Below are 16,860 nucleotides of genomic sequence, written 5' to 3'. Positions count from 1 at the left end.
GCAACTAGATCGCATGCGATCTAATATTCGCCCCATGCCTTCCAAGCGCCCCACCGCCCCCCCCGCCGAAGCCCCCGCGACCAATCCGCTGGCGCTCGACGAGCAGCTCTGCTTCGCCGTGTACTCCACGATGCTGAGCCTCAACAAGGTGTACCGCGGCCTGCTGCGCGACCTGGACCTGACCTACCTCCAGTACCTCGTCATGCTCGTGTTGTGGGAGAAGGACTCGGTCAACGTCTCCGAGATCTGCAAGCGCCTCGCGCTCGAAACCACCACCCTCACGCCCCTGCTCAAGCGGCTCGAGACGCGCGGGCTCATCCAGCGCGTGCGCTCGGCATCGGACGAGCGCCAGGTCATCGTGTCGCTCACCACCGAAGGCCGCGCCATGCACAAGAAGGCCCGCGCGTTGCCGGCCTGCGTGGCCACGGCGATGGCGCTGGAGCCCGAGGACATCGGCAACCTGCGCGACCAATTGCTCGCTCTGCGCTCGAACCTCGACAGGAACGCGTGATGGCTCGCCGCATCCGCCTTCCTGTTTTTTCATGCCATTTATATCGCATGCGATATTAATACAAGCGATACGAATTCCCTCTCCACCACCACGTCACCGAAGGAACGCACCATGTCCGCCAACAGCCTGAAATCCACCGCCACCCGCCGCAGCCTGCTGCTCGGCGGCGCCTCCGTCGCAGCCGGCGCCCTCGTGGGCACCGGCTTCTCGTCCGCGGCATCCGCCGCTTCCACCGCCGCGCCAAAGCACGGTGCGGTTCCCGCCTCTTCACTCAAAGGAAAGCAGACCATGAGCAACACCATCGTTACCAAAGACGGCACCCAGCTCTACTTCAAGGACTGGGGCCCCAGCACCGGCCAGACCGTCGTGTTCAGCCACGGCTGGCCGCTCGACTCGGACAGCTGGGAATCGCAGATGCTCTTCCTCTCGTCGCAGGGCTATCGCACCGTGGCGCACGACCGCCGCGGCCACGGCCGCTCCAGCCAGCCCTGGAACGGCAACGACATGGACACCTACGCCGACGACCTGGCCACGGTCATCGAAACGCTGGACCTGAAGAACGTCGTGCTCGTCGGCTTCTCGACCGGCGGCGGCGAAGTGGCGCGCTACATCGGCCGCCACGGCACGAAGCGCGTGGCCAAGGCCGCGCTCATCTCGGCCGTGCCGCCGCTCATGCTGAAGACTGCCGCCAACCCCGGCGGCCTGCCCATCGAAGTGTTCGACGGCCTGCGCGCCGCGCAACTGGCCAACCGCTCGCAGTTCTACAAGGACGTGCCCTCGGGCCCCTTCTACGGCTTCAATCGCCCGGGCGCGAAATCTTCGCAAGGCCTCATCGATGCATGGTGGGCGCAGGGCATGCTCGGCGGCCACAAGAACACCTACGACTCGATCAAGGCGTTCTCCGAAACCGACTTCACCGAAGACCTGAAGAAGTTCGACGTGCCCACGCTCATCATCCACGGCGACGACGACCAGATCGTGCCCATCGGCGCAGCGGGCCTGGCCTCGGCCAAGCTGGTGAAGAACAACAAGCTCATCGTCTACCCCGGCGCGCCGCACGGCCTGACCGACACGCACAAGGACAAGTTCAACGCCGACCTGCTGGCGTTCATCAAGTCCTGATCGCCCCCTCGGCGATTGGCCGGGCCTCTCTTAGCCTCTTTTAGTATTGCGGGCACAACACGAAGAACTGAGAGGCCCCGGTGGACATCTTCGAAAACGTCCTTCTCATGCTGGTCGCGGCGTGCCTGCTGCTGCAACTCTCGCGCCGCCTCGCGCTGCCCTACCCCTCGCTGCTGGCACTGGCCGGCGTCGGGCTTGGCGCGATGCCGTGGGTGCCGCACATCAACTTCGATCCGCACCTGGCGCTCGCACTCTTCATCGCGCCCGCGTTGCTCGACTCGGCCTTCGACACCTCGCCGCGCGAGCTGCGGCGCCACTGGATGCCGCTGGTCTCGCTGGTGCTGGTCGCAGTGCTGTTGACCACCGCCGTGGTGGCATGGGCCGGCTGGGCCTTCGCGGGGTTGCCGATTGCCGCGGCGATCACCCTCGGCGCCATCGTCGCGCCGCCCGATGCGGTGGCCGCGGCGGCGGTGATGCAGCAGTTCCGCGTTCCGCGACGCACGCTGTCGCTCATCAACGGCGAGAGCCTGCTCAACGATGCGGTCGCGCTGCTGGTGTTCGGCGTGGCGGTGTCGGCGGCGGGTGCCGCGCACCAGCCGATCGCGAGTTCGCTGCCGATGCTGCTGATCGCGGTGCCAGGCGGCGCCGTGGTGGGCATCGTGCTCGCCAAGATCAACCTGCACGTGGTCGGGCCGATCTTCGCGGGCACGCGCTCGGCCATCATCTTCCAGTTCGTGATGACTTTTGCCGCGTGGATCGTGGCCGAACGGCTGCACCTGTCGCCGATCATCTCGGTGGTCGCCTTCGGCATGACGCTGGGCCAGTACGCCCCGGGCCGCAGCGCGCCGCGGGACCGCGTGCACTCCTATGCGGTGTGGGGCGCGGTGGTGTTCACGCTCAATGTGCTGGCGTTCTTCCTGATGGGCCTGCAGGCGCGCGGCATCCTCGACCGTCTCTCCGGCCCTGCGCTCACGCACGCACTCCAGTTCGCGGGCCTCGTGCTCGCGCTGGTCATCGCTGTGCGGGTGGTGTGGGTGCTGTTCTACGGGGCGGTGATGCGCACGGTGAAGCACCGCCTGGGCCTGAAGCCCAAGGGCGTCTCGATCCCTTCGAAGCGCATCGGCCTCCTCGTCGGATGGTCAGGCATGCGCGGGCTGGTCACCATGGCCACGGCCTTTGCGCTGCCGGCGGATTTTCCGGGGCGCGACCTCATCGTGCTGAGCGCGTTCGCGGTCGTGCTCGGCACGCTGGTGATCCAGGGCTTCACCATCGGGCCGCTGATCAAGGCCTTGAAGATCGAGCCCGACGCATCGCTCGACAAGGAAATCTCGCTCGCCCGCACCGCGATGATGGATGCGGCCCTCTCCGCGCTGGAGGCCGAAGACGGCGACGCGGCCGATGCCGTGCGCGACGAATACCGCGCAACGCGGGTCATCGCATCCAATGAGAACCAGCCGCAGGCCAGGACGGCACACGACCGCCTGCGCGCCACGGCGATTCGCGCGCAACGCCAGGCACTCGATGCGCTGCGCGCCGGTGGGCAGATCGAGGACGACACCTACCACCGGCTCGAGGAAGAGATGGATTGGGCGGAGCTCAATGCCATTCCTGCCAATGATGTGAGGCTGCAGAGCGTGTAGCGTTTGCTCCCTCTCTTGCTCCTTCCCCTTCCGGGGGAAGGCTGGGATGGGGGCACGACGGCGTTCAATTCATCGCAGCGCTTTATCGAACGCCGCTTGCCCCCACCCCTGCCCTCCCCCGGAAGGGGAGGGAGAAAAACCGGGCATCAGCCCTCCTCGTACCACCTGTCCTTCGCCAGCATCACCCGGTGATGCCCATGCCCCGACGGCATCATCGGAAAGCAGTTCTCCTGCGCCGCGACCTGCACGTCGAGAAAGAACGGCCCTTCGCTCGCGAGGCATTCGACCAGCGCGGCTTCGAGTTCGGCCGGGGCCGACACCCGCCGCGCCCCCCATCCAAACGCCTTCGCCAGCGCCACGAAATCCGGCAGCGCCTCGTTCCAGCTGTGGCTCAGCCGGTTGCCGTGGTTCAGCTCCTGCCACTGCCGCACCATGCCCATGTAGCCGTTGTTGCACAGCACCAGCTTCACCGGCGTGCGGTGCTGCACCGCAGTCGACAGCTCCTGGATGTTCATGAGCACCGATGCATCGCCGCTCACGCACACGCACAGCGCATCGGGGTGGCCGATCTGCGCGCCGATGGCGGCGGGCAGGCCATAGCCCATCGTGCCCGCGCCGCCCGAGGTGAGCCAGTGCCGTGGGCTGTCGAAGCGCAGGTACTGCGCGGCCCACATCTGGTGCTGGCCCACATCGGTCGAGACGATCGCCTCGCGCCCGCTCCGGCCGATGGCCTGCTGCAGTGACGACACGAGTTGCTGCGGCAGGATCGCATCCGCGCGTGGCTCGAACTTCAAGCAATCTTCCGCGCGCCAACGCTCGATGCGCGCCCACCACGGCGCCAGCCGCTCGGGCGCAAAGCCCTCTTCGGGCAGCAGCGCCAGCACCGCATCGAGGATCGTCGCGCAGTCGCCCACCATCGGCACATCGACCTGCACGATCTTGTTGATGCTCGTCGGGTCGATGTCGATGTGGATCTTTCGCGCATGCGGGCAGAACTCGTCGAGCTTGCCAGTCACGCGGTCATCGAAGCGCGCGCCGACGCACACCACCAGGTCGGCTTCGTGCATCGCGAGGTTCGCCTCCAGGTTGCCGTGCATGCCGAGCATGCCGATGAACTTCGGGTCCGATGCCGGAAAGGCGCCCAGGCCCATCAGCGTCAGCGTGCAGGGCGCGTGCAGGCGATTCACCAACTGCGTGAAGGCCTCGCAGGCTGCAGGCCCCGAGTTGATGAGCCCGCCGCCGCCATAGAGCACCGGCCGCCGCGCCGTCGAGAGCAAGTCGGCCGCGCGCTGCAGCATCGCCTTCGGCGGCAACGCCGACCTGCTCGTGCGCAGCGGGCGCAGCGGCGTCGAAGCGCCACCATGACCCAAACGCATCAGCTGAATGTCCTTCGGCACATCGAGCAGCACCGGCCCCGGCCGGCCCGTCGATGCGATTTCGAGTGCGCGGCGCACCAGCGCCGGCACGTCATCGGCCGCGCGCACCTGCTGGTTCCACTTGGTCACCGAGCGCGACATGCCCAGTGCGTCGCTCTCCTGAAAGGCCTGCGTGCCGATCACCGCCGTCGCCACCTGCCCGCTGATGCACAGCACCGGCACCGAATCGCTCATCGCATCGAGCAGCCCGGTGATGGTGTTGCCCACGCCCGGCCCCGAGGTGACCAGCACCACGCCGACCCGCCCCGTGCTGCGCGCATAGCCCTCGGCCGCATGCACCGCGGCCTGCTCGTGGCGCACCAGCACATGGCGCAGCCGCGGCTCGCCGTGCAGCGCGTCGTACAGCGGCAGTGCGGCGCCGCCGGGGTAGCCGAAGATCGTGTCGACGCCGCACTCGACCAGCGTGTCGAGCAGGGCCTCCGCCCCGTTGCGCACGCGGGGAGCGGCCTCGGGATGAAGGGACAGGGAAGACGTGAGGGGTATGTCGAGCAATCTCATGCCGTCAATTCTTCCGCTCCTGAGGCAGAATTTGCTTCTTTCTTTTGGCTCTTTAGGTCCAATTTATGAAAACCAATCGGAAAACAGCGACTTCCGAAGAAGGATCTTTCGACAAGATCGACATGGCCATCCTCCGCGTGCTGCTGCTCGACTCGCGCAAGACCCTGCAGGAAATCGGCAACGAGGTCGGCCTCTCGCCCACCAGCTGCTGGACGCGCATCAAGAAGCTGGAGGCGCAGGGCGTCATCAAGCGCTACACCGTCGACGTCGATCCGGCCAAGCTCGGCTATCACGACTCGGTGATCGTGCAGGTCACGCTCGAGAGCCACACCGACGAGACGCTCTACGACTTCGGCCGCGTGCTCGCGACCATTCCGGAGATTCAGGAGGCTTATCTGGTGTCAGGCGACTACGACTACTACATCCGCATCGCCGTGCGCGACACGCGCGACTACGAGCGGCTACTGCGCGAAAAGCTCTACAAGATCCCCGGCATCCGCCACAGCAAATCGCACTTCGTGCTGCGCGTCCTGAAGGAGACCAGCGTGCCCGTCATCTGACGGCGCCGCCCTCCCCCGGGCTCAGAGCCGCACCAACTCGACCCGCCGGTTCTTCGCGCGCCCCGTCTCGTTGTCGTTCGGCGCCACCGGCTCGGCCGCACCCGCACCGCGCGTGGTGAAGCGGCGCGGGTCCACGCCCGCCTTCACCAGCACGCCGATCACCGCGACCGCGCGGCGCTTGGAGAGGTCGTCGTTGTGCTTCGCCTCCCCTTGCGCATCGGTGTGCCCCACCACCGAGAGCTTCAGCGGCGGGTTGTTGCGCATGAGCTTGGTCATCTCGTCGAGCGTGGGCTGCGACTCGGGGCGGATCACGTCCTTGTCCAGGTCGAACAGGATGCCGTAGAGGTTGATGCGCCCCGTCTCGGCCAGGCTCTTCTGCATCGCCGAGGCATCGACGAACACGATCTTGTCGCCCTCCATCGCCTTGCTCTCGACCACGCGCACGAAGGCATGGTTGCCGACATCGGCGTTGTGCTCGGCGAGAGCGATGCTGGCGTACACGGTGCCGGTGGGGCCGGTTTTCTTCGCCAGCAGGTAACGCCCGCTCACCGAAAAGTAGTTGCGCACGTAGTCGCCGCTCTTGCCCAAGCGCGGCCACTCGGGGTCGTCGAACGCAAGGGCAAAGTCAGAGGGCGTGGTCGTGTCCACGCTGTTGGGGCGCTTCTGGTAGCACGAGGCGTTGGCGGTGCCGCAGGTGAAGAGCACGTCGAAGCCCTTGGCCTTCAGGCTCGCCTCGTAGTTGCGCTGCACTTCGAGCAGCGAACGCCCGGCCGGCAGCTTGTAGTGATAGAGCGAAATCTTGCCCTCGAGCTTCAGCAGATCGGGCTTGCCGCCGCCCCAGTTCTGGAACGGCTCCTTGATGAGGCCGACCTCGTCGTAGGCCGAGACCCTGGTGCCGTCGAGCACCGCGCCTTCGTAGCGGCCGACGAGGGGGTGGTCTTTTTCGGGCGGTGTGGCGGCGGAGACGGTGGAGGCGGCCAGCGAAAGCAGCGCCATGACAGCGAAGGAGGCAAGCTGTTTCATCGAGATATCAGGGGAAGAGCGGCGACGCTTCGAATGCTAGAGAGTGCGCAGGCTGCTGTGCATTCGACGGACGGCCTATGCCGTTGCGAAGGCGGTTGCTCGGTTGCTTGCTCAACTGATTGGATTGCCCGATGGCTTGCTTGCGCGCGTGCCACGCTTGGCAACCATTGACTCGCGCGATTCGAGATTTACTAGCGAATTCAGCCGCCCTCGACGCCTCGCGCATCTCTACAGTAAATGCCCCAGCCATTTGACGGCCCACACAGTGGGCAAGGAAGGCATCTCACACAACAGGCTTTGATGAATGAACCGCTTCGCCTCGCGGCGGGCCATCGGTGCCATGCGCATTCGATGGAAAACGCGAGGCACAAAAGGCGACGGCCGAGGTGCTGACACACCCCGACCGTCTGACCACATGACGTGCAACAACTTTGAAAGAAAGCACAACAAATGGCTAAACGAATTATGGCCGGGCGTCCCATGCCGGCATCCCGCGGCAAGTCGACCGGCGCCCCCATCGCCACGGACGGGCCCAGCGCGGCAGACCTTCTTGAGAACAGGCTGGAGCAGTTGAAGTCGCTGCTGTGGTGCTGCCATGGCGAAGGCATCGATTGGTCCGGCGGCGACGGGCCGAAGCATCTGGAGAACGTGATGTGGCTTGCGGCGGATATGGTGGATCAGGCGGCGGAGTTGCATCAGCGGTGTTTGAGCGAGCGGGCTGGGCAAGCCTGATCGATATGGGCATGCTCCGGCTGACGGAGCATGAACAGGCGCCGCTCGGCCGCCTGTGGCGGCATGCGGCGGCGGATTCAACCCGCCACCCGCCGCAAAAAGAAAACGGCAAAAAACAAGCGCGGACGCGGCAAGGCAGTTCGACACAGAGCTTTAGCCCGCGTCATGCAAAATGCCGCGCGGAAACCGACGTTCCTGGAGAAGCCACCTTCGCTTGGAAAGTCGCGGTCAACGAAAAATATTCACAAAGATTGTTGGAGTGAGGGATGAACAAACTTGCTTGCAGGGCAGCCGCGACGCTGCTGATGGCTGCTCTCGCATCTTGCGGCGGAGGTGGTAGCGGAGGAGAAAGCTCCATCGGTTTGCCGGCAGGGCAGTCGCCGCCATCACAGTCGATCAGTGAGCCAGCCGCGACTCCAGCCGTCACCGCAAAAGCGGAACTGCAAGATCCGTCCGGTATTCAAGGGCTGTCGGCCGCACAAGCAGACTCATCAGGTGTCGTAGCTACCCTGCGCGGACAGGGCCTGGATGCGCTCTCGGAGCGAGCCAAAATGCTCGGCGCCATCTCCGACTCCGGTTCGGTATCGGCGCGATTCGTGCCAGGCGGCAACCCCGAGCGCTACTACATCGGTAGCGGCAACCATGCGCGCTATATGCTGACTGCCTCTGGCCCGGATACCTCCGGCACCGAGATTTTCTTCGAGTTCATCACGCAAAGTGAGCAAACTGCCAACGGCGCGATGGTGCGTCTGAATGACGCCACCCTCACAGGCAATAGCGCAACAAAGAACATCAACGGCGATGCGAGCTTCGCCATCGGACGCTGGGTGACCGGCACCGTCACTCTGGGCTCCGGCAAGAGCGTTCTTCTCACAGGCGATTTCAAGCGCTCGTACCACTACCTCGCATTCAATGAACTTCCGGATTTACCCTCGGGCGACGCTCCTCCGCTCATTTGCGACACCGGCGCCTTCACGACCCCGACCTATCTAGACAACGCCCCGAGCAACGCGCCCATCCATGGCATGGTGACCGCTTCTGCGACTGTCAGTTTTAACCGCTATGGCGGTGCTGACATCGCCGGTGCAATCCAGGTCACGGCTGGCAGTGATGCAGGCACGGTGCCTCTCTCCGCCTTCTTCAATTCGCCATCGGGTCGCCAGACGGCCTTCCACCCGGACAAGTCCGTCGTCTCCTACATGCTTGGCGATAGCGAGACACGCGGCACCATGATGATTGCACTCAGCTACATAGCTTCCGTGTTCCCCTCACGCGCGCGCTACATCGGGGTAGCAAGACTAAGCTGCAGGCCCACGCCGTAAGTCGCCGTCATCGAAAAATATTCACAAAATTGCTGGGGTGAGGGATGAACAAACTTGCTTGCAGAGCAGCCGTGACGCTGCTGATGGTTGCTCTCGCGTCTTGCGGCGGGGGTGGCGGAGGAGAAAGCTCCATCGGTTTGCCGGCAGGGCCGTCGTCCTCATCACAGTCGACCAGTGAGCCAAGCGCGACTCCAGCCGCAACCGCAAAAGCGGAACTGCAAGACCCGTCCGGTATTCAAGGCCTGTCAGCCGCACAAGCGGACTCATTGGGTGGCATCGCTGCGGTCCTGCGCGGGGAAGGCCCGAAGGTCCTCTCGGAACGAGCCGAAATGCACGCAGGCTCCTCCTACTCCATCGGCGGTACGGTATCGGGACTCACGGGCCCTTTGCGCCTCCGTCTGAATGGCATCGACGAATTCACGGTGAATGGCAGCGGGGTGTTCACCGCGCCGATCGCCGTGATCGCGAACAATCCCTACGAAATCACGCTGGTGGCACAGTCGGTCGGGTTCACATGCGCGGTCAACAATGGCACCGGAACCGCCAAGGGCCCCGTCACCACTGTGAAGGTGACCTGCTCCCAACTCGCGTACACCCTGGGCGGAAACATCACCGGCCTGAAAGGCAGCGTCGTGCTGCGCAGCGATGGCGCCACTGACCTGACCGTCAGCGCCAACGGCGCCTTTACTTTCCGCGACCCCTTCCCGCATGGCGGGACCTATGCGGTCAGCGTGAAGACGATGCCCGCGGCCCAGACCTGCGTCGTCTCGAACGGCTCCGGCAACGTCACCGCGAATGTCTCGTCGATCGCGGTCAATTGCACCGACACCGTGGTCCCGGTGCCGCCGCCGCCCAGCAGGCCGATGGAGGTCGTGTCCTATGGCGTCAAGGCCTACAACTTCTCGTGGGGAGGCGTGCCGCATGCCACCTACTACAAGATCACCCAGGACGTGGGTGGCGCTCCGTTCAAGGTGGTCGGCGACAACATCACGGGCACCACGTTCAGCCTTCAGAACGTGGTCTTGATGGACACAAACTCCCACCTGTTCACCTTCAGGCTGCAGGCCTGCAACGCGAGCGGGTGCAGCAATCCCGTTGCCAGCCCTGTGCTGGTTCCCGTCGCGAACAACGCCATCGGCTATCTGAAGCCTTCCACCGGTTCGGTGAGCAACATCCAATACGGCCAGTCGGTTGCCTTGTCCAAGGATGGCACTTGGCTGGTAGTGGCAGCGAGTTCCATCTGGCATGCCGGCTTCATCGAAATCTATTCCCGTCGCAGCGGACAGTGGGCGTTCGAAACGCGCCTGACGGCCTCGAATGCAGAGGTCGGCGACAACTTCGGCAGCTCGTTGTCGATCTCGAAGGACGGCAGCACCGTCCTGGTGGGCGCCTCCGGAGAGTCCAGTTCGGCCACCAAGGTGGGCGGCGACAAGGCCGACAACACGGTGCTGGAGTCGGGCGCGGCCTATGTGTTCGAGCGCACGGGGACCACTTGGGCCGAAGTGGCGTACCTGAAGGCAGCCACGTCGACGCTGAGCGAGAAGTTCGGCTCGGCGACCGCGCTGTCTGCCGACGGTTCGATCGCATGGGTCGCCGGCAACGGAAATTCGGTGCACGGCTATCGCAAGGTCGACGGCACCTGGAGCCATTTCAATTCCGCCTCGACCTCGATTCCGGGAGAAGGCCGTTCGCTCGCGGTTTCCGACGACGGCGCCACGCTGGCCGTGGGCATGCCCTTGGACTCCACCCCGGACGCCTGGCATTCGGGCGCGGTGCTGGTCCTCAAGTGGACGATTCCCACGCTGAGCAAGACCTACTACCTGAAGGAGAGCCTTCCGCAGCCTGGCAACAAGCTGGGGGCGGCCGTGGCGATATCGGCGGATGGCAGCTCGATCGCTGCCGGTATACCGCTCAAGACGGTGGGCCCGACGGACTTCGCCGGTGCTGTCACCTTCTTCAACCTCGATGGCGGCGGCACGAGCTACGCGCAGGACGGCTATGTCTATTCGCCGCTCCCCAAGAACAGCGCCGAGTTCGGCCGTTCGGTCGCATTGTCTTCCGACGGCAGCGTGCTGGTGGCAGGCGGCCCGGTGATGAGTGCCGGCATGCAGGGCATCAACGCGGAACTCGATTACTCCGGTCCCAACAAGACGGGCGTGGTCATCCGTTTCGTCAAGTCCCAGGGAGCCTGGCGCAGTACCACTGCCGCGACCGGCAAGATCCTCGACTACAACGACTTCCTGGGCCAATCGATCTCTGTTTCAGGCGATGGCAAGACCGTTGCTGCCGGTGCGCCGGGCGAAGACAGCCGGGCCAACGGCATCGGTGGTGACTTCAAGAACAACGACGCGCACGACGTGGGAGCCGTCTACCTCTATTGACGGAAAGCGCCTCTCTCGCTGAAACGGGACAAGGGCAACGTCCAAAGACGCGAGGGCCCGCCCGGCTGTGAAAGCCGGGCGGGCCCTCGCGCATAAGCGCGAAATGCGTGGGGAGCGTGAGGTGCTCGACATCGGAATCAAACCTTCTCGGAAACGAAGCCACCGGCCTTGCCTTTGGACTTCCGAAACAGAATGACCAGCCCCGAAATCAGGAAGTAGATGGCCCCCACCGCTGCGTAACCAGCGAAGGTCTGCACGACGGGCGCCGCGCTTCCTTGCTGTGCCACAAAGAATCCCCCGGCCAGCGCCGACTGCGCCCCGCTCAACATCATCACCCACTGCCCTTTGTCGCTCTTGCGCCGACGAATGGCCGTCGCCAGCTGAAGCAGCCCTGCAACGATGGCCCACGCCCCGAAGATCGCCAGAATGAGCTGCAGCTTGAGCCCCAGCGAAACCGCGACGGCAACGGTGATCAGCGCGCTGATCCAAGCGTTCAAGACCTGCGTGGGGTTGGCCTTTGCGCCGCCCGTCATCCGGGCGTCCCACAGGTTGGCCAGCGCGTCCCATGCGGGATAAACGATCAGCAGCACGCTCGCCAAAACGGGCGAGCTCTTGGCGACGGTGAAGGCCAGCGCGACCCACACAAAGGAAAAGGCCGCGCGAGTGAAGTAGAGCTTGCGCAGCCACGCGGCTCGCTGAAGAAGAAGTAGTTGGGACTGGTTGGTGTCGGACATGGCAATGGCGGTAAAAACCGCGAGATGGGGAGGAAGAAAGGTTGTCGCCCCTCGAACGGAGCGGGTGCAGCCCATTCTGTTTGGGCTGCATCGGCCGCGGTATCGGTCGAATGACCGACAAGGCCCAAAAAGACGGGCTGTGCGATGCTGTCCTTTTGCTCCAGCCCTCTCATGCCAGACGACACCACCATCGCCGTTTTCGACGCCATCCGCGCGCTCGCTTTCATCGGCGACCTGAGCATGGGCCAGCCCACCGACCATTCGCTGCGCACCGCGTGGCTCGCGGGAATGATCGCGACGCAAGCCCGCTGCGACCCGTCGCAGGTCGAGGCCGCCCGGCACGTCGCGCTGCTGCGCTGGTCGGGCTGCACGGCCAACGCACAGGAGTTCGCGGACTTCCTGGACGACGACGTGCAGGGCAGGCAAGCCCTGCTTGCATCGCAAAAGCCCCGCGCGCCGCAACAACAGCAGCAACATCAACCGCGCAGCGCGGCCATCCCGGGCGCGATGCTCAACATGGCCAACATCCATTGCGAAATCGCCGGCGACATCGCGAACACGCTGGGCCTGAACCCCGACACCGAAGCGGCGCTGCGCGCGATCTTCGAGACCTACGACGGCGGCGGCGTGCCCGGTCTGCTGCAAGGCGATGACGTGCCGCTCGCAACGTACGTCGTGGCCCTGGCAAGCGATCTCGAAATCTTCAGCCGCCTCTACGGGCTCGACGAAGCGCTCACGCTGGCCCGCGGGCGCGCGAACAGCGTTTACCCCGGCTCTCTTGTCGACGCCAGCGCACCGTGGGTCTCGACGTGGATGAAAGCGCTGGACTCCCCTGCCCCGCCGTGGACCGACGTGGTCGACCAGCCCGCCTCGATGCTTCAACGCGTCGGGCTGGAGTTGGTGGGCGACGTGATCGATCTCAAGCTGCCCTGGATGACGGGTTACTCGCGCCGCGTGGCCCAGCTGGCGCGCGATGGCAGTGCGCACGCGGGCCTCGACGAAACCCTGTGCCACCGCACGTACAAGGCCGGGCTGATCCACGGCATCGGGCGGGCGTCGGTGCCCAACGCGATCTGGAACGCGCCCGAGCCGCTGCCGGCCTCGTCACTCGAACGCCTGCGGCTCGTGCCGTACTGGACCTCCCGCGCTGCCGGGCAAATCGACGGGCTCGCGGCCGAAGCGGAAATCGCGTCCTTCGCTTTCGAGCGCCGCGATGGCTCGGGCTATTTCCGCGGCCGGTCGGGCACGGCGATGCCGCTGGAGGGGCAATTCGTCGCGGCGGCCGAGCGGTGGGTTTCTCTTCGCACGCGCCGTCCGTGGCGCGCGGAATTCACCGAAGCAGAGGCGCTGGGCTGCATGAAGGAAGACGTCGAGGCGGGCCGCTTCGACCAGAACGTTGTCGATGCATTGCTCGCCTGCGCGATGTCGCATGCGCCCTCGAAGTCCGTGGCGGCGCCGCAGCGCGGCGAGCAGTCTTTGTCGGAGCGCGAGCTGGAGGTTCTGCGCTGCATCAGCAAGGGCGAGAACACCAAGGAAGTCGCTCGCGCGCTGGGCATCAGCCCGCGCACGGTGCGAACGCATGTCGAGCGCGTGTTCCTCAAGCTCGAATGTTCGACCCGCGCGGCCGCGACGTTGAAGGCGGCAACCCGGGGGTTGATTTGAGCGCCGAGTGCGGGTCGCACCCATCGAACGCAGTGCATGAACGGCTTCTCGCACTGCATCGGCGGCATGCGTGCAGCCATTCATTTCCTCTCGGCTTCGACAGCGGGGTCTCGTCTGTACATTTGAGGTGGCGCCATCGTGCCGACACTTCAGAACAAGGAGTTCGCATGCAGTCCAAAGAGCATTGGGAACAGGTCTACACAACGAAAACCACCACCGGTGTCAGTTGGTTCCAGGCGCACGCCTCTCAGTCCGTTCAACTCATCGGCCAAACCGGCCAGGCAAAGGATATCGCCATCATCGATGTCGGTGGGGGCGCCTCCACGCTTGTCGATGACCTCCTGGGCGAGGGCTATTCCAACCTGACCGTGCTCGACCTGTCCGAGGCCGCGCTGTCGGCGGCCAAGGCCCGCCTCGGTGAACGCGAACACGCGCGCGATGTGACCTGGCTTGTCGGCGACATCACCCAGGTCGAGCTTGCGCCACACGCCTACGACGTCTGGCACGACCGGGCGGTCTTCCATTTCCTTACTGCACGCGAGGAGCGCGAGGCCTACGTCCGCGCCGTGCTGCGTGCGGTCAAACCCGGCGGCCAGGTCATCGTGGCAACGTTCGCCGAGGATGGTCCCGACAAGTGCAGTGGCCTGCCCGTCATGCGCTACAGCGCCGATGGGCTGCACGCGGAGTTCGGCGCTCCGTTCACGCTCCTGAAGCAGGAGCGCGAGGAGCACCACACGCCGTTCGGAACCGTGCAGAAGTTCATCTACTGCCTGTGCCGCAAAGAGCCGGGCTGAGCGCACTTCAAGGCACTCGCCCGGGCTTGCAAAGACGGGATCAACTCCCCAGGTAGGCCTCCTGCACCTTGGGGTTGCCCAACAGCTCGCGTCCCGTACCCGACAGCACGATCGATCCCGTCTCGATCACATACGCCCGGTCGGCGATCTTCAACGCCTGGCGCACGTTCTGCTCCACCAGGAAGATCGTCAGGCCCTGCTTGTTGATCTCGCGCAGCGTGCGAAAGATGTCCTGCACGATGATCGGCGCGAGGCCCATCGAAGGCTCGTCCAGCAACAGCACGCGCGGCTTTGCCATCAGTGCACGGCCGATCGCCAGCATCTGCTGCTCGCCGCCCGAGAGATTACCGGCCAGGCCGTCGGCCCGGTCCTTCAATACCGGGAACAGCGCATAGATGCGTTCCAGGTCGGCGGTGCGCGCCGCCGCGCCGTCGCGCCGCGTGTAGGCACCGAGTTCGAGGTTCTCGCGCACCGTGAGCGTGGTCAGCGTGGCGCGGCCTTCGGCCACCTGCACCACGCCGCCAGCCACGATCTTGTGCGGCGAGAGAGCGCCGATGTCCTGGCCCGCGAAGATGACGCGGCCCGAGGCCTTTTTCACCAGCCCCGACAGCGCCAGCAGCGTGGTCGACTTGCCGGCGCCGTTGGCGCCGACGAGCGTGGTGATCTGCCCTTCGTGCAGTTCGAAGTCGATGCCCTTGACGGCCTGCACATGTCCGAAGTTCACCTTCAGGTCTTGCACCTGCAGCAAGGGGTTTGTCGTTGCGGCGCTCATGCGGCGGCTTTCTGGTCGTTGGTGGCTTCGTCGCGTTCATCATCTTCGCGGCCGAGGTAGGCCTCGATCACCTGCGGGTCGTTGCGGATCTCGTCGGGCCCGCCGCGCGCGATGATGCGGCCGAAATTGAGCACTGCGATCTGCCGGCACAGGCCCATCACGAAGCGCATGTCGTGCTCGATCATGAACACCGAGTAGCCGCGCGCCGCGATGTTCTCGATCTCGACCATCAGTTCGCTTTTCTCGGTGCTGTTCATGCCCGCGACCGGCTCGTCCAGCAGCAGCAGCCTGGGCTCCGTGGCCAGCGCGCGCGCGAGTTCGAGCTTGCGCTGGTCGCCGTACGAGAGGTTGTCGGCCGTCTCGTGCGCCTTGTGGTCGAGCCTGACCCAGCTGAGCAGCTCGCGTGCGCGGTCTCGGGCGCGCTTCTCCTCGCTGCGGAACAGGCCCGATCCGGCCAGGAGGCCGAAGGCGCCGTAGCGCAGCCGGGCGTCCATGCCGACCGTGACGTTTTCCAGCAGCGACATCTCCTTGAAGATGCGGATGTTCTGGAAGGTGCGCGCGATGCCGCCGCGCGTGATCTGGAAGGGCTTGCGGCCGGCCAGGTCCTGGCCTTCGAAATGGATGGTGCCGCTGGTGGTCGGCAAGAGGCCGGTGATCAGGTTGAACACCGTCGTCTTGCCGGCGCCGTTCGGGCCGATGAGCCCGAAGATGCCGCCCTTGGGGATGTCGAGGCTCACGTCCTGCAGGACCTTGAGCCCGCCGAAGTGGCGCGACACGTTCGTGAGTGTGAGAAGCGTGTTGGTATCGCTCATACCGCACTCCCCTTGCGGCCAAACCACTGCCGGATGCGCGCCGGGTCCCAGATGCCCTTGGGCAGGAACAGCACGATCAGCACCAGGATGAAGCCGTTGACCACCAGGCGGAAGGCGCCCAGGCCACGCAGCATCTCGGGCAGCAGCGTGAGGATGGCGCCGCCCAGCAGCGGTCCCATGAGGCTGCCGATGCCGCCGAGGATCGCCATCGTGAGGATGTCGACCGCGCGGTAGAAACCGTACTCGGCCGGGCCGATGAAGAAGGTCAGGTGGGCATTCAGCGTGCCCGCCAGGCCGGCAATGGCGCCGCCCAGCACGAAGGCCAGCATCTTGTGGCCGGCCACGTCGATGCCCATCAGGCCGGCGGCGGTTTCGTCTTCCTTGATGGCCTCGAAGGCGCGGCCGACCTTGGAGCGGCGCACGCGCCACAGCACCAGCAGCACGAGCACCAATGCCAGCGCCACATGCCACCACGCGGTCGATTGCGGAATGCCGTTCAGGCCCAGCGCGCCGCCCGTGAGCGACTCGGCGTTGAGGATGGCGATGCGCACCACTTCGCCGAAGGCCAGCGTGGCCATCGCGAGGTACACGCCCGACAGGCGCAGCGTCGGCTTGCCGATGAGGAAGGCGACCAGCGCCGGCGCCGCCATGCCGGCGGCAATGGCCACCGGGAACGGCACGCCGTAGGTCAGCGTGAGGATCGATGCGGTGTACGCGCCGATGCCCATGAAGGCCGCGTTGGCCAGCGCCAGCATGCCGCAGGCAAGCGTGAGCCAGATCGAGAGCGCCAGCAACCCGTTGATGCCCAGCGAGAGCACCAGGTTGCTGTAGACCGCCCAGAAATTGTCAAAGGCTTCCATC

16 protein-coding genes are annotated in these 16,860 nt (G+C 65.3%); 10 read left to right on the top strand and 6 right to left on the bottom strand.

The window, feature by feature from the left end; all coding sequences use genetic code 11:
- Positions 1 to 34: 34 nt before the first annotated feature.
- The 3 genes from NU688_RS30550 (at position 35) to NU688_RS30540 (ending at position 3,273) form a co-directional block, all read left to right on the top strand.
- A complete protein-coding gene (locus tag NU688_RS30550) occupies positions 35 to 511 on the top strand; it encodes a MarR family winged helix-turn-helix transcriptional regulator (RefSeq protein WP_257864611.1) in 477 nt (158 codons plus the stop codon).
- 111 nt (positions 512 to 622) lie between these two features.
- A complete protein-coding gene (locus NU688_RS30545) occupies positions 623 to 1,633 on the top strand; it encodes an alpha/beta fold hydrolase (protein WP_257864610.1) in 1,011 nt (336 codons plus the stop codon).
- 80 nt (positions 1,634 to 1,713) lie between these two features.
- On the top strand, positions 1,714 to 3,273 hold the full coding sequence (locus tag NU688_RS30540) for a sodium:proton antiporter (RefSeq protein WP_257864609.1): 1,560 nt from the start codon (positions 1,714 to 1,716) through the stop codon (positions 3,271 to 3,273).
- A gap of 146 nt (positions 3,274 to 3,419) precedes the next feature.
- Here the strand turns inward: NU688_RS30540 and ilvB are convergent, their stop codons facing one another.
- Positions 3,420 to 5,207, bottom strand: a complete 1,788-nt coding sequence (gene ilvB / locus NU688_RS30535; RefSeq protein ID WP_257864608.1) for a biosynthetic-type acetolactate synthase large subunit — start codon at positions 5,205 to 5,207, stop codon at positions 3,420 to 3,422.
- A 65-nt stretch (positions 5,208 to 5,272) separates the two neighbouring features.
- Here ilvB and NU688_RS30530 point away from each other — a divergent pair, with 65 nt between their 5' ends.
- The gene (locus NU688_RS30530; protein WP_257864607.1) at positions 5,273 to 5,767 is read left to right on the top strand and encodes an Lrp/AsnC family transcriptional regulator; all 495 of its coding nucleotides are present in this window, start codon (positions 5,273 to 5,275) and stop codon (positions 5,765 to 5,767) included.
- Positions 5,768 to 5,788: 21 nt separating this feature from the next.
- On the opposite strand, the gene NU688_RS30525 is transcribed toward NU688_RS30530, so the two are convergent.
- Complete coding sequence (locus NU688_RS30525; protein WP_257864605.1) at positions 5,789 to 6,790, bottom strand: OmpA family protein; 1,002 nt, start codon at positions 6,788 to 6,790, stop codon at positions 5,789 to 5,791.
- A gap of 450 nt (positions 6,791 to 7,240) precedes the next feature.
- Between NU688_RS30525 and NU688_RS30520 the strand changes: the two genes are divergently transcribed.
- The 4 genes from NU688_RS30520 to NU688_RS30505 all read left to right on the top strand — a co-directional run bounded on the left by NU688_RS30520 (position 7,241) and on the right by NU688_RS30505 (position 11,225).
- Complete coding sequence (locus tag NU688_RS30520) at positions 7,241 to 7,522, top strand: hypothetical protein (protein WP_257864604.1); 282 nt, start codon at positions 7,241 to 7,243, stop codon at positions 7,520 to 7,522.
- 11 nt (positions 7,523 to 7,533) lie between these two features.
- A complete protein-coding gene (locus tag NU688_RS30515) occupies positions 7,534 to 7,785 on the top strand; it encodes a hypothetical protein (RefSeq protein WP_257864603.1) in 252 nt (83 codons plus the stop codon).
- Positions 7,786 to 7,788: 3 nt separating this feature from the next.
- Entirely contained in the window at positions 7,789 to 8,844 is a 1,056-nt protein-coding gene (locus NU688_RS30510; RefSeq protein WP_257864602.1) for a hypothetical protein, read from the top strand.
- A 71-nt stretch (positions 8,845 to 8,915) separates the two neighbouring features.
- Positions 8,916 to 11,225, top strand: coding sequence for an FG-GAP repeat protein (locus NU688_RS30505; protein WP_257864601.1), 2,310 nt, complete (start codon positions 8,916 to 8,918; stop codon positions 11,223 to 11,225).
- A 137-nt stretch (positions 11,226 to 11,362) separates the two neighbouring features.
- On the opposite strand, the gene NU688_RS30500 is transcribed toward NU688_RS30505, so the two are convergent.
- Positions 11,363 to 11,959, bottom strand: a complete 597-nt coding sequence (locus NU688_RS30500) for a DUF308 domain-containing protein (RefSeq protein ID WP_257864600.1) — start codon at positions 11,957 to 11,959, stop codon at positions 11,363 to 11,365.
- Between the two features lie 171 nt (positions 11,960 to 12,130).
- Here NU688_RS30500 and NU688_RS30495 point away from each other — a divergent pair, with 171 nt between their 5' ends.
- Together NU688_RS30495 and NU688_RS30490 are read left to right on the top strand one after the other, a co-directional pair.
- Positions 12,131 to 13,621 (top strand): HD domain-containing phosphohydrolase, encoded by a 1,491-nt coding sequence (locus NU688_RS30495; RefSeq protein WP_257864599.1) that lies wholly within the window; start codon positions 12,131 to 12,133, stop codon positions 13,619 to 13,621.
- A 167-nt stretch (positions 13,622 to 13,788) separates the two neighbouring features.
- A complete protein-coding gene (locus tag NU688_RS30490) occupies positions 13,789 to 14,415 on the top strand; it encodes a class I SAM-dependent methyltransferase (protein ID WP_257864598.1) in 627 nt (208 codons plus the stop codon).
- Between the two features lie 40 nt (positions 14,416 to 14,455).
- Here the strand turns inward: NU688_RS30490 and NU688_RS30485 are convergent, their stop codons facing one another.
- Genes NU688_RS30485 through NU688_RS30475 form a run of 3 tightly spaced genes read right to left on the bottom strand, consistent with a single transcriptional unit; the run spans position 14,456 to position 16,859 of the window.
- Entirely contained in the window at positions 14,456 to 15,187 is a 732-nt protein-coding gene (locus tag NU688_RS30485) for an ABC transporter ATP-binding protein (protein WP_257864597.1), read from the bottom strand.
- A complete protein-coding gene (locus NU688_RS30480; RefSeq protein ID WP_257864596.1) occupies positions 15,184 to 15,999 on the bottom strand; it encodes an ABC transporter ATP-binding protein in 816 nt (271 codons plus the stop codon). Before NU688_RS30480 ends, NU688_RS30485 begins: the two co-directional genes overlap by 4 nt.
- Complete coding sequence (locus tag NU688_RS30475) at positions 15,996 to 16,859, bottom strand: branched-chain amino acid ABC transporter permease (protein WP_257864678.1); 864 nt, start codon at positions 16,857 to 16,859, stop codon at positions 15,996 to 15,998. The genes NU688_RS30480 and NU688_RS30475 overlap by 4 nt, the downstream gene beginning before the upstream one ends.
- Position 16,860: the final 1 nt, after the last annotated feature.

Origin of the sequence: Variovorax sp. ZS18.2.2 (assembly GCF_024701975.1) — a bacterium.
Taxonomy (GTDB): Bacteria; Pseudomonadota; Gammaproteobacteria; order Burkholderiales; family Burkholderiaceae_C; genus Variovorax.
This window is presented reverse-complemented; position numbering and strand designations above follow the sequence as displayed.